Annotated in this window: 15 protein-coding genes and 1 tRNA gene; 4 read left to right on the top strand and 12 right to left on the bottom strand. The window is 34.0% G+C overall.

The features are described 5' to 3' along the window. Positions 1-67: 67 nt before the first annotated feature. From QO182_RS14240 to QO182_RS14210, 7 genes are all read right to left on the bottom strand, one after another. On the bottom strand, positions 68-592 hold the full coding sequence (locus QO182_RS14240; protein WP_371538017.1) for a hypothetical protein: 525 nt from the start codon (positions 590-592) through the stop codon (positions 68-70). 17 nt (positions 593-609) lie between these two features. Continuing rightward, positions 610-2,883 carry a helix-turn-helix domain-containing protein gene (locus QO182_RS14235; RefSeq protein WP_371562283.1) on the bottom strand — a complete coding sequence of 758 codons (2,274 nt, stop codon included), beginning with the start codon at positions 2,881-2,883 and terminating at the stop codon, positions 610-612. Positions 2,884-3,103: 220 nt separating this feature from the next. Further along, positions 3,104-3,679, bottom strand: a complete 576-nt coding sequence (locus QO182_RS14230) for an OmpH family outer membrane protein (RefSeq protein WP_371538013.1) — start codon at positions 3,677-3,679, stop codon at positions 3,104-3,106. A 243-nt stretch (positions 3,680-3,922) separates the two neighbouring features. Beyond that, the gene (locus QO182_RS14225) at positions 3,923-4,771 is read right to left on the bottom strand and encodes a class I SAM-dependent methyltransferase (protein WP_371562281.1); all 849 of its coding nucleotides are present in this window, start codon (positions 4,769-4,771) and stop codon (positions 3,923-3,925) included. Between the two features lie 225 nt (positions 4,772-4,996). After that, positions 4,997-6,868, bottom strand: coding sequence for a tRNA uridine-5-carboxymethylaminomethyl(34) synthesis enzyme MnmG (gene mnmG, locus QO182_RS14220; RefSeq protein WP_371538009.1), 1,872 nt, complete (start codon positions 6,866-6,868; stop codon positions 4,997-4,999). Between the two features lie 232 nt (positions 6,869-7,100). Beyond that, positions 7,101-7,520 carry an rRNA maturation RNase YbeY gene (gene ybeY, locus QO182_RS14215; RefSeq protein ID WP_371538006.1) on the bottom strand — a complete coding sequence of 140 codons (420 nt, stop codon included), beginning with the start codon at positions 7,518-7,520 and terminating at the stop codon, positions 7,101-7,103. Further along, positions 7,517-10,822 carry a hypothetical protein gene (locus QO182_RS14210; protein WP_371562279.1) on the bottom strand — a complete coding sequence of 1,102 codons (3,306 nt, stop codon included), beginning with the start codon at positions 10,820-10,822 and terminating at the stop codon, positions 7,517-7,519. Before QO182_RS14210 ends, ybeY begins: the two co-directional genes overlap by 4 nt. Positions 10,823-10,977: 155 nt before the next feature. Between QO182_RS14210 and gltX the strand changes: the two genes are divergently transcribed. After that, on the top strand, positions 10,978-12,483 hold the full coding sequence (gene gltX / locus QO182_RS14205) for a glutamate--tRNA ligase (protein ID WP_371562277.1): 1,506 nt from the start codon (positions 10,978-10,980) through the stop codon (positions 12,481-12,483). Positions 12,484-12,518: 35 nt separating this feature from the next. Here gltX and QO182_RS14200 read toward each other — a convergent pair whose 3' ends face one another. Next, a complete protein-coding gene (locus QO182_RS14200) occupies positions 12,519-13,160 on the bottom strand; it encodes a PorT family protein (protein WP_371537996.1) in 642 nt (213 codons plus the stop codon). Positions 13,161-13,237: 77 nt separating this feature from the next. Here QO182_RS14200 and QO182_RS14195 point away from each other — a divergent pair, with 77 nt between their 5' ends. Continuing rightward, positions 13,238-14,230 (top strand): SPFH domain-containing protein, encoded by a 993-nt coding sequence (locus tag QO182_RS14195; protein WP_371562275.1) that lies wholly within the window; start codon positions 13,238-13,240, stop codon positions 14,228-14,230. Between the two features lie 29 nt (positions 14,231-14,259). On the opposite strand, the gene QO182_RS14190 is transcribed toward QO182_RS14195, so the two are convergent. The 4 genes from QO182_RS14190 to QO182_RS14175 form a co-directional block, all read right to left on the bottom strand. Next, a complete protein-coding gene (locus QO182_RS14190; RefSeq protein WP_371537989.1) occupies positions 14,260-14,514 on the bottom strand; it encodes a DUF6327 family protein in 255 nt (84 codons plus the stop codon). 8 nt (positions 14,515-14,522) lie between these two features. Beyond that, entirely contained in the window at positions 14,523-14,873 is a 351-nt protein-coding gene (locus QO182_RS14185; protein ID WP_371562273.1) for a phage holin family protein, read from the bottom strand. A 33-nt stretch (positions 14,874-14,906) separates the two neighbouring features. Beyond that, positions 14,907-15,236: a YtxH domain-containing protein gene (locus QO182_RS14180; protein WP_371537983.1), complete on the bottom strand. Its 330-nt coding sequence runs from the start codon at positions 15,234-15,236 to the stop codon at positions 14,907-14,909. Between the two features lie 311 nt (positions 15,237-15,547). Further along, a complete protein-coding gene (locus QO182_RS14175) occupies positions 15,548-17,650 on the bottom strand; it encodes a glutamine--tRNA ligase/YqeY domain fusion protein (protein WP_371537980.1) in 2,103 nt (700 codons plus the stop codon). A gap of 146 nt (positions 17,651-17,796) precedes the next feature. On the opposite strand from QO182_RS14175, the gene folB reads away from it, so the two are divergent. Both folB and QO182_RS14165 read left to right on the top strand, forming a co-directional pair. Beyond that, a complete protein-coding gene (gene folB, locus QO182_RS14170) occupies positions 17,797-18,156 on the top strand; it encodes a dihydroneopterin aldolase (RefSeq protein ID WP_371537977.1) in 360 nt (119 codons plus the stop codon). A gap of 128 nt (positions 18,157-18,284) precedes the next feature. Further along, positions 18,285-18,355, top strand: a tRNA-Cys gene (locus tag QO182_RS14165). Positions 18,356-18,473: the final 118 nt, after the last annotated feature.

Below are 18,473 nucleotides of genomic sequence, written 5' to 3'. Positions count from 1 at the left end.
TTATAAATAATGGATATTGTTTTTGTTAATACCCTGCGATTCTTTAGCTACTCCATAAAAAATTACCCTAGAAACAAGCTTCTTTGCCATAAGGATTTGATTCAAAGTCAATTGTAAAGTTAAACTTTCTATCGTCTTTACCTCTTGTATATTCCACATAATCCCAATTTCCTGAATGCGTTATTTTATATTCTCCGTTAATCTCCGGACCTGTTTTTTCAGAATAGTATTTTATAATTGTGGGATGCGCCCCACCTTTAATAAATTCTTCTTTAATAAAAATTAAATCTATCGGCAATTTTTGCCCTTTGTATTTTATTTGCACCGCATCTTCTTTATCTGTAAAACTTATCCATATCATTCTTGAAGCTACTTTATCGTCTTTATAACAGATATAGTGATCTATAATCGTACTTCTATTATCAACATTTAGGGAGTCTGTTTTTTGATTCTTTACCGTAGTTTCTAAATCTGGTTTATCAGAAATACTTTTTTCTTTATTATCTAAAGTAACTGAAGGAGTATTCTCTGTTTTTTGTTTGCAGGAAAAAATGGAGAAAACAATTATTAATGTCAGTACTATTTTTTTCATAACAATTGTATTCAAACCTAATTCAAACTTGCCTTAAACATTCTCAATTCATCCCAGGAATATTTCTCGCCAAATTTTTCTTTCATTCCGTTCAAGGATTCCTCTTTGTAATGCTTGAAGGCTTCGCTCAATTCCTTGATTTTGTCCTGCGGCAATATATCTTGGACGCTTACTTTTTTAGATTGAATCAACTTTACCAGATGACTTTCAATGGTTTGGATGGTTAATTTCCTGATTGTCGCTATGTCCTGGATAGAATTCTTGTCAATCCAAAGCTCATAAGTAATCTCTACAGTCGATTTTTTGGGCGCTTTACTATCCGTTTTTTTCTTTGAAGTATAGCGTTCCAAGTCTTTTTCGTCTTCAATTAAAGTAATATGTTTTTTCTTGAATTGGTTCTGAATCGCTTCGGTCTTTCTGCTGATGTATTTCTTAATTTCGTCAGAAGTCAATTTTTCTTTCGAAATAGGATCTCCGGCCACAACGGTTTCTATCAGCAGCTTGGCTTTCATCAATCGCAAAACCGCTTTGGTCTGCAATTCTTCAAGCACAATTAGTTCGTCAAAATACGCCTTACTTTTCTTGACCCGCTTCACCTCTTCGAGTTTCCACAAGATCTCAAAAACCAAATCATCCATGGGTTTAAGGAAATAACCTAAGGCCGCTTGAACCCTTTCGGAAACATGAATCAAATCAACCGTTTCATTGTTGAATATTTTATTGAGCTGATGAATGAATTTTTTGGATGGATCCAATAACGAATCGATGGCAATTAACTGTTTCGCTGCCCAAACGGAATGTTTTGATTTTTCAGAGCTTTCTGATTTCTCCGAATAACTGAACTTGTGGTTGCGCCATTCCTGTGCCAAATCACCCCAATCAAAACTATTTATCAGATAGTTATGGATGAAATTTTTGGTTTCAAAATGCAGTGAGTTTTTCAACAATTCCTCCGAGGCTTTATTCAATGAATAATCCATCACATCTTGATCATTAGAAATACCATTCATTCTTAACGGAGAGAGTAAAATAAGCCCTTCTAACGAACGCAAACGCGATAATGCAACATAAGCTTGTCCTGGCATAAAAACCTGCGAAACATCGATTGCTGCTTTATCAAAAGTAAGACCTTGGCTTTTATGAACCGTAATTGCCCAAGCCAACTTGATTGGATAATGCACAAAAGTCCCCAAAACCTCTTCTTCAATTTCCTTAGTCGCCTGATCTACCTTGTAGCGGATGTTTTGCCATTCGTATTTCTCGACTTCTATGGTCTTCTCTTCCTCTGGAAAATGGACAAGAATTTCTTGGCTTGACAATGACTTGATAACCCCCATTTTTCCATTAAAATAGTTCTTATCAATAGACAAGTCATTTTTAACAAACATGACCTGCGCTCCTATCTTGAGCTTTAAATTTTCTTCGATCGGAAATATTTTTTCTGGAAAATCACCTACAATATCCGGTTTGTATGTAATTAACTCGCCTTTTAAATCATGTAAAGCCTGCGAGTTCATGGTATCCGCTTTGGCATTATGTGTGGTCAGGGTTATATATCCTTTATTTGCCTTTAAATCAAAATCAGGTTTGACATATTTGTTCAGCACCTGAATATCTTCGGTAGTAATTTGGTTGTTCCGCAAATTATTCAAAACAGAAATAAAAGTAGAATCCGTTTGACGGAAAATTTTGGATAATTCAATATATAACGGCGGATTTTGCTGCACTACATGAGAGTGAAAAAAGAATTTCCCTTTGTAATAAGCACGCAAAGTTCGCCACTCCTCATCCCGAATCACTGGAGGCAATTGTAATAAATCGCCTATAAACAAAACCTGTACCCCTCCAAAAGGCGTTGTCTTCTTTCGTACCGTTTGCATCATGTAATCCATGGCGTCCAACAAATCGGCACGCAACATACTTACTTCATCAATAACCAGCAGTTCCATATTTCGAATCACCGATTTCTTTAGTCCGCCCATTTTAAAATGCCTGCGCAAAGTATCCTTTGACTCGAATTTTACGGTTTCAGTAAACTGGGATTCGACATTAAACGAAGGGATAAAACCGCCGAAAGGCAATTGAAACATAGAATGTATCGTCACACCTCCCGCATTTAGTGCGGCAATTCCCGTGGGTGCTACTACAACCGTGTTCTTATGTGTGGTCGCAATAATTTCACGTAAAAGCGTAGTCTTTCCTGTACCCGCTTTCCCGGTCAGGAATATAGACCGTTGTGTTTGATTGATAAATTGTAAGGTGTATTCTGCGGCTTCGGATATGGCTTGCATTAGGCGGATAAATTAAGTAGAAATAAAATTTGAACTGCCCTAATTTTCCCCTCAACAAAGTTTGAATTAAAGCGTAGTAAAAGTAACTTTTTTATAATCCAAAAAACAATATCGGCTTAAAATATAAAACCACTGTTCCAGAAGTAAATGGACTAAAAAAACAATGCCTTTATTCTAAAAACAGAATAAAGGCATTGATATGATTGTAAAAAAGTAGCGATTATTTTTTCTCTTCTGCTTTATCTTCTACTTTATCAACTGTTTTAGCAGCTGCTGTGTATTTGTCGTTTAATGCTTTTACAATATCTTTTGTAATGTCGTATTTATCTTCAGCATATAAAACTGATGCAGCATCACCCGTACCGTAGATATAAGAATATCCTTTTTCTTTACCGTAAGCTTTGATGAATTTTTTTACTCCACTTACTAAAGAGTCCATTTCTGCACCACTTTCTTGTTGTAATTGTTGAGATAAAGCTTGTTGAGCATAACTCAATTGTTGCTCTCTTTTTTGTAATTCAGCTCCTTTTTGTTGTGCCCACGTTTGACCATTTGCTTGCGCTTGACTTTGAAAGTTAGCAGCATCTTCTTTGAAACGTTTAATCTCCGCATCAAGCTGTCTTCCTTTTTCTTCAGACTGAGCTTTATATTTCGCTTCAAGATCTTTCGCTTCTGTATATTCTTTCATTAATACCGAAGTATCTACGTAAGCTGTTTTTACTTCTTTAACATCTGCGGTTTTGTTGCAAGCAACAACTGAAATAGAAATTGCGATAATTAATAATACTTTTTTCATTTTGGTTTGTTTGGAATTTATGTGTTTATAGCAAAAATATAAAAAATTAGAGAGTATCCTAAAAAACTTTAAAAATTAGCAAAAAATTATACTATCAGATTTTATTATTAAAAAGACCGATTTTATAACTTATTGCTATAAAAACCGACTTCAACAGCGCTCAAATAAGAAACAAAATTAAAACAAGTAACAACAACACCCATAAAAGAGGGAATCACGGCTTAAACTAGACTTAAATTCGATTTACTTGTTTTTTAGAACGTAGATATGGGATGAATATTCAAAATTTTGTTTGGCTTTTATGTTCGACTGCAATCCAACAAAAAATGCCTTAACAAAATTCATTTTTCCATGTTTGTACTTTTCAGATAACAAACTCACATAAAAAGAGTCAAATTTCATAGGCAGCACTTTTTCTAATTTCATATCTTCTTTTTCAAAAAGCAATTTAATGGCTTTTTTAGAAAAATGCCAAAAATGAATTGGTACATCATAAGCAGCCCAAAATGCACCATAATGTTTTGCATCGAAAGAATTAAAATTTGGAACCGCAACAATTAAAGTTCCCGCTGGTTTTAGCAAACGTTTTAATTCTTTTATTTGGTTGTCTAAATTTGGAACATGTTCTAAAACATGCCACATCGTAATCACGTCAAAAGACTGACTTTCTAATCCCGAAGTATCCTCAACAAAAGAAACTGCTTTTTTCAAGGCAATAGCTCTCGCTTTATCACTTGGCTCCACTCCTACTGTCTTCCAACCATTTTCTTTGGCTACAGCCAAAAAATCTCCAGTACCAGCACCAATATCTAAAATACTTCCTTTATTAGGTTGTTGCAAATTGATTAGCTCCAATTTATTTTTTAAAGCGATGCCTTTTATAAAATGGTATGCCTTTTCAAACAAAGATCGTTTTCCGTCTGTATGCGAAATGTAATCTTCACTTTCATAATACTTACCCAAGTTTTCTAAACTAGGTTGCGGATATGTAATTAACATGTCCGTTGTTTCATCGTGGTACAAGTCAAATGTTTCTTTAGAAACAGAATGGTCTTTTACTGTAAGGAAATGCTTTTTATTTGAAATATCCATTTTTAGTTCTCAGTCGTCAGTTTTCAATTTTTAGTATAAACGTAAAGATTGAAAATTAAATATTAAATTTATTTTATTTTTAAAACACAAGCTCCTTAGTAATAACAAGGCTTACGGCCATAGTTTCACGTGGAACATGTCATTTTAGAATGAAGATTAACGATTTTTGATTGCAGATTTAAAAAAGATCATAAATCAAAAATCGTTAATCTGAAATCAAACATCTTATCTTCCCATATAAATCAAAAGTACCGAAACATCACTTGGAGAAACTCCACTGATTCTCGATGCCTGAGAAATCGTTACTGGACGAATCTTACCTAGCTTCTGTCTCGCCTCTATAGACATTGATTTTATTTTATCATAATCAAAATCTTCAGGAATTTTCACATCTTCTAAACGAGTTAGTTTATCCGCGTTGTTTCTTTCCTTATCTATATAACCAGAATACTTTACTTGGATTTCGGCTTGCTCTAGAATTTCCTGATCTAAATCATTCGCTTCAATATATGTTTTCACTTTATCAAATTTCAAGATGTCGACCATATCAATTTGCGGACGTGAGAAAACTTTAAACAATTTATCTCCCTGAGTAATTAAGGCAGTATCCTTTGATTCTAATATTGGATTTGCTTCTGCAACACTAACACTAGTTTCTTTAAAAAACGAAACCATTTTTTCCGACTCCTTTAGCTTATGTTCCATACGACGCAAACGCTTTTCAGAAGCCAAACCTATTTCATGTGCCATAGGAGTCAATCTGAAATCGGCATTATCCTGACGCAATAACGTTCTGTACTCTGCTCGCGAAGTAAACATGCGGTAAGGCTCTTCGGTTCCTTTGGTAATTAAATCATCAATTAAAACTCCAATATATGCCTCATCTCTTTTCAAAATTAAAGGTGCTTTTTCGTGCACTTTTAAATGCGCATTTATTCCAGCCATCAATCCTTGGGAAGCAGCTTCTTCATAACCGGTCGTCCCGTTAATTTGTCCGGCAAAATATAAACCTTCAACTAACTTCGTTTCTAAAGTATGTTTCAATTGTGTTGGTGGAAAGTAATCGTATTCGATCGCATAACCTGCACGAAGGAATTTTACCTTTTCAAAACCAGCAACAGATTGCATCGCCTTATATTGAATATCTGCAGGAAGTGAAGTAGAAAAACCATTCACATAAACCTCACAGGTTTTCCACCCTTCTGGCTCTATAAACAATTGGTGTCTTTCTTTATCGGCAAAACGATTTATCTTATCCTCAATCGATGGACAATATCTTGGTCCAAGACTTTTTATTCTTCCGTTAAACATTGGCGAACGATCAAAACCTTCTCTCAAAATATCATGCACCTCCAAAGAAGTGTACGTCATGTGACAAGATCGCTGATGAATTAAAGGCGTCGTCAAATCAGAATAAGAAAACTTATCCGGTTTAGCATCTCCTTTTTCTTCGTTCATTTTCGAATAATCCAAAGACCGTCCATCCACTCTTGGAGGTGTTCCAGTCTTCATTCTTCCAGCTTCAAAACCAGCATTGATTAAATCTTCGGTAATACCATGAGAAGCACTTTCGCCCGCTCTACCTCCACCAAAATTTTTATCACCAATATGGATTATTCCATTCAAGAAAGTTCCATTTGTCAACACCACCGACTTCGCTTTAATTTCGATTCCTAGCGCAGTTGTAATTCCTTTTACCTTTCCGTTTTCAATCAACAAACCTTTTACCATCTCCTGATAAAAATCAAGATTTGGAGTTCCTTCTAACATCATTCTCCACTCCTCAGCAAATCGCATACGGTCACTTTGAACACGCGGCGACCACATTGCAGGACCTTTTGATTTATTCAACATCTTGAACTGGATCGCAGTCTTGTCTGAGACAATTCCTGAATACCCACCAAGCGCATCGATTTCTCTTACGATCTGACCTTTTGCAATTCCTCCCATTGCAGGATTACAAGACATCTGCGCAATATTCTGCAAGCTCATTGTTACCAAAAGCGTTTTTGAACCCAAGTTTGCAGCAGCAGCAGCAGCCTCAGAACCGGCATGTCCTGCACCCACAACAATAACATCATATTCTTCTTGAAACATCTTATTATATGAATTTATCCCGTTTAACAGGGGCGAGATTTCAACACCAAAAGCGTTTCTGTTTTTGAAATCTCAATTTATTTTCTCGTTCCCAGCAGCACAACTCCTGTCAGAATCTTTCATCTTTCAAGATTGTTCCACGTGAAACACCTTAAAAACACAACGCCAAAAACTAATTTAATTTACCAATGTTCCACGTGAAACATAAATAGAGATCGGTTGAGTTAGTATTTTATTGTTCCACGTGGAACAGCGCTAATTTTTCATTTTCTTTGGAGCGCATCAGCGACTCATCTTCTTCTCCTTTGTCCTTATATCCACAATAATGAAGCACACCGTGAACCATTACTCTTCTAAGCTCTTCTTCAAAAGACACTTTAAAATCACTAGCATTATCCTGAACACGCTCTACAGATATAAAAATATCACCTCCTATCTCATTCCCCATCGTATAATCAAAACTGATAATATCAGTCAGTGTATCATGGTTTAGATATTCAAGATTGATTTTGTGTAAGTATTCGTCATCACAAAAGATGTAGTTTATTTCACCCTCTTTCTTGCCCTCAGATAAAATCACTTCAGATAGCCACTTTGTAATAGCACCTTCGTTCTCTAAGTTGAACTCGTTTTCGTAATTAAAATTGATCATTTTTTATTAAAATATTCTTGAACCTTGCGGTTAAAATTCGAGCGCAAAGGTAACGATTGTCTGTCTAATATCTCAATGCTATTTAAATAATCTAACAAGGCGTCAGGCAATGGTTTAGATTCATTATTAAACTCTCTCCTATTGTTCTCTGATTGTCGCTTATTTTCCTCCCCTTGTTCTTGAACAGCCGTGTTTAATTTCAATAATTCCTGCTTCACATTCAGTATCTTTTGCAGTGTCTCGTTATTAAAACCTTTGTTCAACAACTGCTTCTCAATTTGTTTCATCTGTTCCAAAGCATTCTGACCACTACCACCCAAACCTTGTTTACTCAGTTCTTTTTCTAATGCTTCACGTAGCTTTTTTTGTTCCTTGTAAATTTCTAACAAAACTTGCGCATCACCTTCATCCATACCGCCATCTTGCGAACCTTGTTTTCCACTCTTAGAACCTTGACCCAGCTTTTCCTCTTTTCCATCTCCAGGCTTTTGCCCATTCTTCATCCCCTCCTTCATTTTTTGACCAAGACCCTCTTGCTTTTTAATAATATCTAGCAATTGCATTCCTTGCCCACCACCAGGTTTTGGTTTTCCAGAACCCATGCCAGACAACGATTCTTGCATATTATTCAAAATATCACTCAAGAAATCACCTAGCTTATTAGCGGATGAAACCGCGTACTGCTGGTGTGATAAACCTTTTGGTATTTGCGCATCTGCTAAACTGATTAAGGATTTATCAATGTTATAATGTACATTCCCAATCTCCTTCGTAATGTCTTCTGCAATTTTTGAGTTACGTAAAGACATCGCAAACAAACTATCATCAACATGTTTAAACTGCAGTTTTAGATCTTGCTGTAACTTAATATTCTTATTAAAAGCAGGAGACCCATTTTTCAAACCTCTAAATTGAACCATAACATACTCCTGAGACAATGAAAAAGCTAATAAATTATCTAATATTTGTCGCAACATTTTCACATCTTCTTCCATCTGTTCTTTAGCACTTCCTTCTAAACTTTGCGACATCTTCTTAGACATAGACTTCATCTTATCAGCAGCATTCTTCTGATTTGGTATTGCCTTTGCTTTGTTCTCTTTTTGAAGTTCGTCAGTCGCTTTCTTTAAATCATTAGCAATACTTTTTTCGGTCGCACTATCATTCGGTAAATCGACTGGTGATTTCAATTTGGCATTATCAATATCCAAGTCTTTTAATTCATCTTCAATAGTATCAAATTCAGAGTTAATCTTCTTTTGTTTATCAGCAGAATTTTCCTTTTCATCCTCAGCCAATTTATTCTGTTTTGCCGCCAACTTATCTAATTTATCCCCTAACTGCTCCGCCTTCTTTTCAACATAATACTTCTTAGTCAGTTCTACTAACTGCTCCAAATTCTTTACTTGGTTTCTACTATTCTGTTTAAATTGATCTAATTTATTAAGTAATTCTTCATTCTTTATTTTATCATTAAGCTCCTTTAATTCATCCAAAAGTTTTTGATTCTTTTGCAAATCTTGATCTGCTTTGTCTAAGCGTTTTTTTAACTCTTCCTTTAATTCATCTTTTGGAGTCGTTTTTAACTGATCTAAATTCTCCTTCATTTTCTTCGCAAATTCCTTCATCATCTCATCCTGCTTCTTCTGCTGCTGAATAAAATCTTTTACATTTTGCTGATCTTTGAATTCAAATTGCTCTTTCTCTTTGGCTGTCTTTTGCACTTTATCTATTTCAGAAAATTGCTTATCTTGATTCTTTAACGACTTTTGAAGACTATTAATGTTGTCATTTTGCTTTTGCAACAATTCACTTTTCTTCTCCTCATCGGTTGCAATTCGATTAGAAAACACAGAAGATTTTGAACTTTTAAAACCATGCATTGCATCATTATCAAAAACCTCAAAATAATACTCGTAGGAAACTCCCTGTTCAACTGCTAACCCAGTAGGAAAAGAAAATAAAAATTGCTCGTAACCAGAACTCTTTATTGAAATCGTTCCACGTTTAACAGCGTCTGGTTTATCCTTAGGGTAATACACCACTTGTAATTTTGACAATCCATAATCATCTGTAATTTGTCCCAGAATAAAACTTTTATCTACCTTCAAACTATCCGGAGCATAGTTTGCATCGATACTAGGGAACTGATCCTTAACCACCGTAAGCTGATAATTCAGTTTTTCATGATCTTTCACCTGCTTATTAGAGGTAATTATTTGGTAATCTGTATTTTGACCTATACTTTTAGACAATAAAAAAATGTTTTCTTTCTTTTGAAACGGAAAACGCGTACTTTCATCCGCCCACACTATATCTTCGGTCGCCAAAGAATTAATTCTCCAAGTTACCTTAGTACCTTCAGGGATTACCGCGTTTCCTGTTCCTTTAACTACTTCAGATTTTTTATTCAAATATGATGGGTAATTCAATTGCATCTCAAAGTTTGAAATTGTTGGCACAGCAACCACTTTCAACTTATACTCAGCTGACGAAACAGCGTTTCCTTCTATATGAAACACTACATCCACCATTGGCTTATCGATTTTAAATTGAAACTCACCAAGCTTACTGTTCTCCATAAAATAACTTTCGCCATCAATAAAAATCAATGCGTTTTCAGGAACTACATTTCCTTCCGTTTTAATTCTGAGCAAAAAATCTTTATTCTGTTCACATTGCAAATCGCTATTGACCACTATAAATTTAAAAGGTGCAGGCGGTAAAAACGTATCATTAAAATGCACCACTCGATTTAAACTCTGAGAAATAACAGCACTATTACCGGATAGATAAAAGAATAGAAAAAGTAAAATGGGAACTATTGCAAAAGGTAAATAACTTTTATTAGAGCTAAAATTTATAGCCTTGCCAAAAGGAATTGTTCGCAATGCATTTGCCTTTTGATCGATAGACGCCAAAAGCAATTCAGATGACCGTTCCACTTTATCTGAATTCGATAATTGGAGAAAATTAGTCAACGTATCATTGACATCCGCAAAGTGATTTCCTATAATTTTGGATGCCTGGTCATAGTCAATCCCTTTTTGGAATTTAAACAACTTAAATATTGGAAACAAAATAAAACGAAATAACAGCACTACTTCTACAACAATAAAAGTCCAAAATAAAATAGATCTTCCAATTGGCTGCAGCCAAAGAAAATATTCCACGAACAGCGTGAATAAAAAACACAACAATCCTAAACCGATAAAAAGTACAATTCCCCTTATCAATTCATTAGTGTAATACTTCCTAATAAATACTTCTAACTTTTGATAAATACTATTTGAAGATTCCAAAGCTTTTATTTGTTTTATATAACCAATAAAAGTAATAATTTATATGAATAAAGAAATGTTAAAAACCATCAATATCAAAAATGTTAAAATTATGTCGTTTTCAAATTCTACAGTTCAGCAATTGAAATTGTATCTTTGCATCAAAATTTATAAAAATGTCGAAGCAAGTTCGTGTGCGTTTTGCACCTAGTCCAACAGGACCTTTACATATTGGCGGAGTGCGTACTGCCCTATTCAATTATTTGTTTGCCAAGAAAAATAATGGTGTTTTCTTTTTACGAATCGAAGATACTGATCAAAATCGTTTTGTTCCTGGTGCCGAAGCGTATATAATGGAAGCATTACAATGGTTAGGGATTTCTCCTGATGAAACAATAGGAAAAAACGAAAAATTTGGTCCTTACCGTCAAAGCGAAAGAAAACCTTTATATAGAGAATATGCTGACCAATTAATAAACACGGGTTGGGCCTATTATGCTTTTGACACTGCTGAAGCATTAGATACAGCAAGAAAAGAACAAGAAGAACAAGGTAAAACTTTTATTTACAATCACACCAATAGAGAGTTACTAGATACTTCTCTAGTAATTTCTGTTGAAGAAACTGCTAAAAGAATCGCAAATGGTGATGCTTATGTAATCCGTTTTAAAACTCCCGTTGGTGAAACATTGCATTTGCAAGATATCATTCGTGGTGATGTAAAATTTGAAACTAGCTTACTAGATGATAAAGTATTGTTTAAAAGTGATGGAATGCCAACTTACCATTTGGCTAATATTGTAGATGACCATTTAATGGAAACTTCACATGTTATTCGTGGAGAAGAATGGTTGCCGTCTATGCCATTACACGTTTTACTATACAGAGCTTTTGGTTGGGATGCCCCTGAATTTGCACATCTGCCTTTGATTTTAAAACCAATCGGAAATGGAAAATTATCCAAACGAGATGGAGATAAACTAGGATTCCCTGTATTCCCATTAGAATGGAAAACGGAAGAAGCAATTTCATCTGGTTACAGAGAAAAAGGTTTCTTTCCAGAAGCAGTCGTTAACTTCCTAGCCTTATTGGGTTGGAATGATGGAACAGAGAAAGAAATATATACTTTGGAAGAATTAGCTGAAGCTTTTGATTTGAACAGAGTTCACAAAGCGGGTGCTAAATTTGATCCAGAAAAAAACAAATGGTTCAATCACCAATATCTAATCAAACAAGAAGATGCCACTTTGGCGAAAGCCTTCACTCCTATCTTAGAGTCTAAAGGTTTCACTATTGATGAAAATGTACTAATTAAAGTGGTTTCATTAATTAAAGAACGTGCTCATTTTGTATCTGAATTTTGGGATTTGACTGATTTCTTTTTTGTGGCTCCAACTGACTATGATGCCAAAGCATCTAAAAACTGGAAGGAAGAAACACCCGCATTAATGCAGGAATTGATTTCTGTGCTGCAAGAAATAACTGATTTCACATCTACCAATATAGAAACTATTGTAAAAGACTGGATGACGAAAAACGAAATAGGAATGGGAAAAGTGATGCAACCTTTCCGTTTAAGTTTAGTTGGTGCTTTAAAAGGCCCCCACCTATTTGATATTGTTGAAGTCGTTGGAAAAGAAGAAACAATTAGTAGAATACATAAAGCAATTGAAACCTTATAAAAAACTAAAAGCCTCCATATTAACGGAGGCTTTTTTTATAAATATAAGATTATTTTTCCACTGAATATTCCGGGATTTCCCTTAAAATTGACTCCAATACCCTTAGAGTTCAAATTTTCAAGCATGTTATTGATTCCATACTGATACGACATATTAAACCTAAAATGACGTACTCCAGCTGTAATACCAACAGCGGGATAAAAATTGAATTTAGAAATATCAACAATATCCTTTGCTAACAGAGCGGTACCTTTAATTGTATTATTCTCATCTTCAAAATCAAGTTTAAATTTTCCGTTCACTTGGACAATTGGACCAAATTCCACACTTAAATGATTTTCTACAATAATATAACTCAACTGTAATGATATTTGAGCAGAAGCCAGTTTATAATTGACATCTACATCTTGAACATTGAGTTTACTAGTAGCCACTGAAAAATTATTCTCACTAAACTCTAGCGCATAAACCATATCCCAGTTATTATAAAAATTTCCTCTCATAGATAGGCTAGCGTTCCAACCTAAATCAGCCTTTGTTTGAAAATTATCTGTATTTAAAGCAAAATGATTAACCCCGAACGTGATTCCTATCCTATTAGAATCCCTATAGCCATATTGTGCAAAAATCGTGCATCCTACTAAAAATAGAACGGATGTGAAATATAGCTTTTTCATATTCTTGAATTAAAGGTTCACAAACCTAAAGTTTTTTTGTAATTTAACAGTCATTTTTAACCTAAATTATAAATCTTATGAACATTACCTTAATTATCCTTCTTGTTATTGGATTATTTATTCTACTGTCTTCTTTTTTTACGGTGAAGCAGCAAACTTCTGTTATCATAGAACGATTCGGCAGATTTCATAGTGTCAGACAATCAGGACTGCAACTAAAAATTCCACTAATTGACAGAGTTGCGGGAAGGGTAAATCTTAAAATCCAACAACTAGATGTAATTATCGAGACTAAAACTAAAGATAACGTTTTTGTAAAACTTAAAGTTTCGGTTCAATTTATGGTAATTAAAGAAACGGTTTATGATGCTTTTTACAAATTAGAATATGCGCATGACCAAATTACTTCTTATGTCTTTGATGTGGTTCGTGCCGAAGTGCCCAAATTAAAACTAGATGATGTTTTTGAAAGAAAAGATGACATCGCCATAGCTGTAAAAAGCGAATTAAATGAAGCGATGACTACTTATGGATATACTATTATCAATACCTTAGTAACTGATATTGATCCAGATATTCAAGTAAAAAATGCTATGAATAGAATTAATGCCGCAGATAGAGAGAAAACTGTCGCTGAATTTGAGGCAGAAGCGTCAAGAATTAGAATTGTAGCCAAAGCCAAGGCAGAAGCGGAAAGCAAACGTCTACAAGGACAAGGTATTGCAGATCAGAGAAGAGAGATTGCTAGAGGATTAGTAGAAAGTGTAGATGTACTAAATAGAGTTGGTATAAACTCACAAGAAGCTTCGGCATTGATTGTAGTTACACAACATTACGATACTTTACAAGCAATAGGTGCTGATACCAATTCTAATTTAATCTTACTACCTAATTCACCACAAGCAGGTAGCGACATGTTAAACAACATGGTAGCTAGTTTCACTGCTAGTAATATGGTAGGTGAATCAATGAAAAAAGGAAATAGAAAAGCGAAAGCAAAAACTGAACCTACTATCATTCCCATTAAAGATAAAGAGGTAAATGATGAAGACGAAGAAACAGAGGAATAACGTTTTTATTAGTATAACAAAAAAGAGGCTTAGCGGCCTCTTTTTTTATTTATTATCCAATTAATGATTAATGGTACCGCAACATTTAATATGGTCCCATAAGAGCCACTAAAACTTGTCTTAATGGAGCCTAACAAATTGTTTAGTAAATGCTTTGGTGCAATGCTTTCCTTTGTTTTATAGTATCTAAAAACAATTTTTTGATAACTGATTTCTTTTTCAATCTTTAAAATCTCTAGTTCTCTGTCAATTTGAGCGTACGATGAATATTTTATAGTTCCCATAGTTTAGTTTAGTCGTTAAAAAATATTTCTGAAAATTTCTCTAATAGAGGTCCTTCCACTATCTTGTCTCTAACTAAAAATAAAAGCCCCGTAGCAAGAAGATAAATCACTCCAACAATTAAAAATCCAAAAGGATAACTATCTAAATAATTTCCAAGAGCAAATGCAAGGGCTAAAGAAAGAAATAATAAAACCATACCAAAACATAACAATATCAAAGAAAACTTTAAAATCGTAGTAGCTGATTTCATCGCCATTTTAAAAGTTCGTAACTTATAATAGGCTAGATTACTTTCTATATAAGCTTCCGCTTGGTCTTGAATTTCTTCAACATTTTCTTTTATTTCTTCAAATGCCATATATTATGTATTTTCAAATTTAAAGCTTCGTACTTATTTTTGAAGTTTTGCGTTTTTATCTTTCAATTCTGCTAATTTACTTTCGAGAAAAGTAATTACATCTCCCGTTTTATGACTCATACTTGAAAGCAAATCATCATAGCTACCCTCAAAATCAAATTTCTTAGTTGATAATTTTGTTTTTACCTCCTCAGAAAGTTCTTCATACTTTTTTTGTAAATCTTTTTGAGCATCTTTGTAACCGTCTTTAATTTTTACTCTTGTTCTTGAACCTTTATCCGGAGCAAATAAAATTCCAACACCAGCTCCAATAGCTGCACCAGTTAAAATTGCTAAAATCGTATTTCCAGTATTCTTTGACATAATTTTTAGTATTTGATTAATAATATTATAAAGATACAAATTTTATTAACAGTGTGATGTTAACAATAACTAAAAGTGATTCCGAAAAGAGGAAAAACTTAAATAAAGCTTACTATTGAAAGAAAACTATATAAGTTATACTATTGAATGTATAAGAATTAAAAATAGCTTAATCACTCGCTGTGAAAGTCATTTCTAATATAAAAAATCAATTATATAAATAAAACTGATAGATTTTTACAATAATAAGAATAGCACCTTAAAAAAGGTGCTATTAATTGATAATATCTATTATTCCAAAAAAAATGAACTTACAGCTTTAAATCTTTTAATACATCTATAACTTTTTCATTTTTCTCTGTACTGTCTAATTCCGAAAGTTGATTTTGAAATTCATTAAAATTATCAACATCCGATTTTAAATTCTGAATTGCTAAAATTCTTACAGCGGCCAATTGACTTTTTAAAGACATCGTGTATAATTTAGTCAGAACCTCTTTTTCAATATCTTTTGGTTGCACTTTATCAGAATGCAGTAAAATTAAATTAGCAAACAATAAAGAGTTATTGTCATTTTTAACATTTTTAGCAACCGTCTGATTGATGAGGCTGAAATTATCAATACTTTGTATATTAGCAACGATATTTTCCAAAATCAAATCACCATTCGAAGCGTCTTTTTCCTTAACATATTTATTGATTTCTTTTTGAGTATTCATCAATAAATTAGCTTCCTTTTTTCCTTTCTCTTCCCAAGCATCTTTTAGACCAACCGTTTTATTGAAAATCAGTTTACCTTCGGCACTGTCTTTATCTGTATTGAAATAACCCAAACGTTGGAACTGAAATTTATCTCCAGCTATACTGGAAGCTAAGCTTGGCTCCACAAAACCTTTCACTATTTCAAGAGAATTAGAATTCATAAATTCTAAAAAGTTCTTTTCCTTATGACTGTCTGGTGCTTCATCAATAAACAAACGATCGTATAAACGGACTTCAGCTTCAATGGCATGTTTTATAGAAACCCAATGCAAAGTTCCTGCCACCTTTCGTTGTGAAGCTTCACTCCCACTACCGCTTCGGCTGTCTTCATCATAAGTAACATGAATTTCGGTAATAGTACCTTCACTGTCTTTTACAACACTTTCGCCTTTAATGATATACGCATTTTTAAGACGCACTTCATTTCCTATACTTAAACGGAAAAATTTAGCTGGAGCCACTTCTAGAAAATCTTCTCTTTCTATATATAATTCTCGAGAGAAAGGCAATTTTCTAAAACCTGCAGCATCATCTTCTTGATTATTTTCAGCGTCTAATGACTCTTCTTTATCTTCAGGATAATTAGTAATTACCAATTTTACTGGATCTAAAACTGCCATTACTCTAGGTGCTGTTTTATTTAAATCTTCCCTTAGGCAAAATTCCAAGAGCGATACGTCAATCACATTCTCACGCTTTGCAACACCAATGATATCACAAAACTTACGAATAGAAGCAGGAGTGTACCCTCTTCTTCTTAATCCAGAAATAGTTGGCATTCTAGGATCATCCCATCCATTAACAATTTTTTCCTGCACTAATTGCAACAACTTTCGCTTGCTCATTACCGTGTAATTCAGGTTCAAACGAGCAAATTCATATTGATGTGGTCTTACTTTATCTTTATCACAAATTTGGTCCAAAAACCAATCGTATAACTCACGATGCATCACAAACTCAAGCGTACAGATCGAATGCGAAACTTGCTCCACATAATCACTTTCGCCATGAGCGAAATCATACATCGGATAAATTTTCCAATCATTTCCTGTTCTATGATGATGACGGTGTAAAACACGGTACATTAAAGGATCCCGCATCAACATATTTTTTGATGACATGTCAATTTTAGCACGTAAAACATGGCTCCCTTCTGGGTAATCTCCATTTTTCATTGCTTCAAATAAAGCCAAATTATCAGCTACAGAACGATTTCTATAAGGACCATCCACTCCAGGTTGAGTAGGTGTTCCTTTTTGAATAGCCATATCCTCAGAAGATTGACTATCTACATAAGCTTTGTTATTTTTAATCATTTCAACCGCCCAATCGTACAGCTGCTGAAAGTAATCTGAAGAATAGCGTTCTTCAGTCCAATTAAATCCCAACCATAATAAATCTTCTTTGATGGCATCAACATATTCCTGCTCTTCTTTAGCTGGATTCGTATCGTCAAAACGAAGATTAACTGGGGCATTGTACTTTAATCCTAAACCAAAATTCAGACAAATTGATTTAGCGTGACCAATATGTAAATAACCGTTTGGTTCCGGCGGAAAACGAAAACGTAGTTCATCCTTTGGAAAACCGTTACTTAAGCTTTCTTCTATAATCTGTTCTATAAAATGAAGTGATTTTTCTTCTGTAGACATAATGTTTTATTAAAGAAGCAAAGTTACCAAAATTGTTGGTTAAATAGCGAATGCAGGATTTGGTTATTTCTTTTTAAGCCAATAAAATTCAAATAATTCGTACTTTTATAAAAAATTAAACAAACTAATTAAAGACGATACTCAAAATGGGGACTATTAAATTAAAAAATATACGCACCTACTCCTATCATGGTTGCCTGATCGAAGAAGGAAAAATTGGTTCCGATTACTCGATTGACCTTGAAATAAAAACCGACTTACGAAAATCTTGCCAGTCGGACGACTTGAAGGATACCGTTGATTATGTATTATTAAATACTATTGTAGTCGAAGAAATGGAAATTCGCTCTCATTTACTAGAACATGTAGCACAAAGAATAATTACTCGTGTTTTTGGAGAAATTCCAGAAATATCAAGAATACTCTTGGCTGTTTCTAAATTAAACCCTCCTATTGGTGGTGATGTCGAAGCGGTTACTGTTGAACTAGAAAAATACAGAAGCTAAACACTTTGGCAATAGAGTAAATTTAAAAGTACTTTAAAAAGGATAAAGTAAATATTTTTTAAAACTTTTAAACTTTAAACTTTTAAACTCTAAACTTTTTAAGTACTTTTGCCATCCATTCAACAAATGGCGTCGTGGCCGAGTGGCTAGGCTGGGCTCTGCAAAAGCTCCTACTGCGGTTCGAATCCGCACGATGCCTCTAAAACCTTCAAAGAAATTTGAAGGTTTTTTTTATGTTTAATTTTTAGAAAAAATGATATAAAGCAAAGGTTCGAATCCGAATGATGAAACTATAACCTTCAAAGAAACTTGCAGGT

The organism is Flavobacterium sp. Arc2 (genome assembly GCF_041431385.1).
Taxonomy (GTDB): Bacteria; Bacteroidota; Bacteroidia; order Flavobacteriales; family Flavobacteriaceae; genus Flavobacterium.
This window is presented reverse-complemented; position numbering and strand designations above follow the sequence as displayed.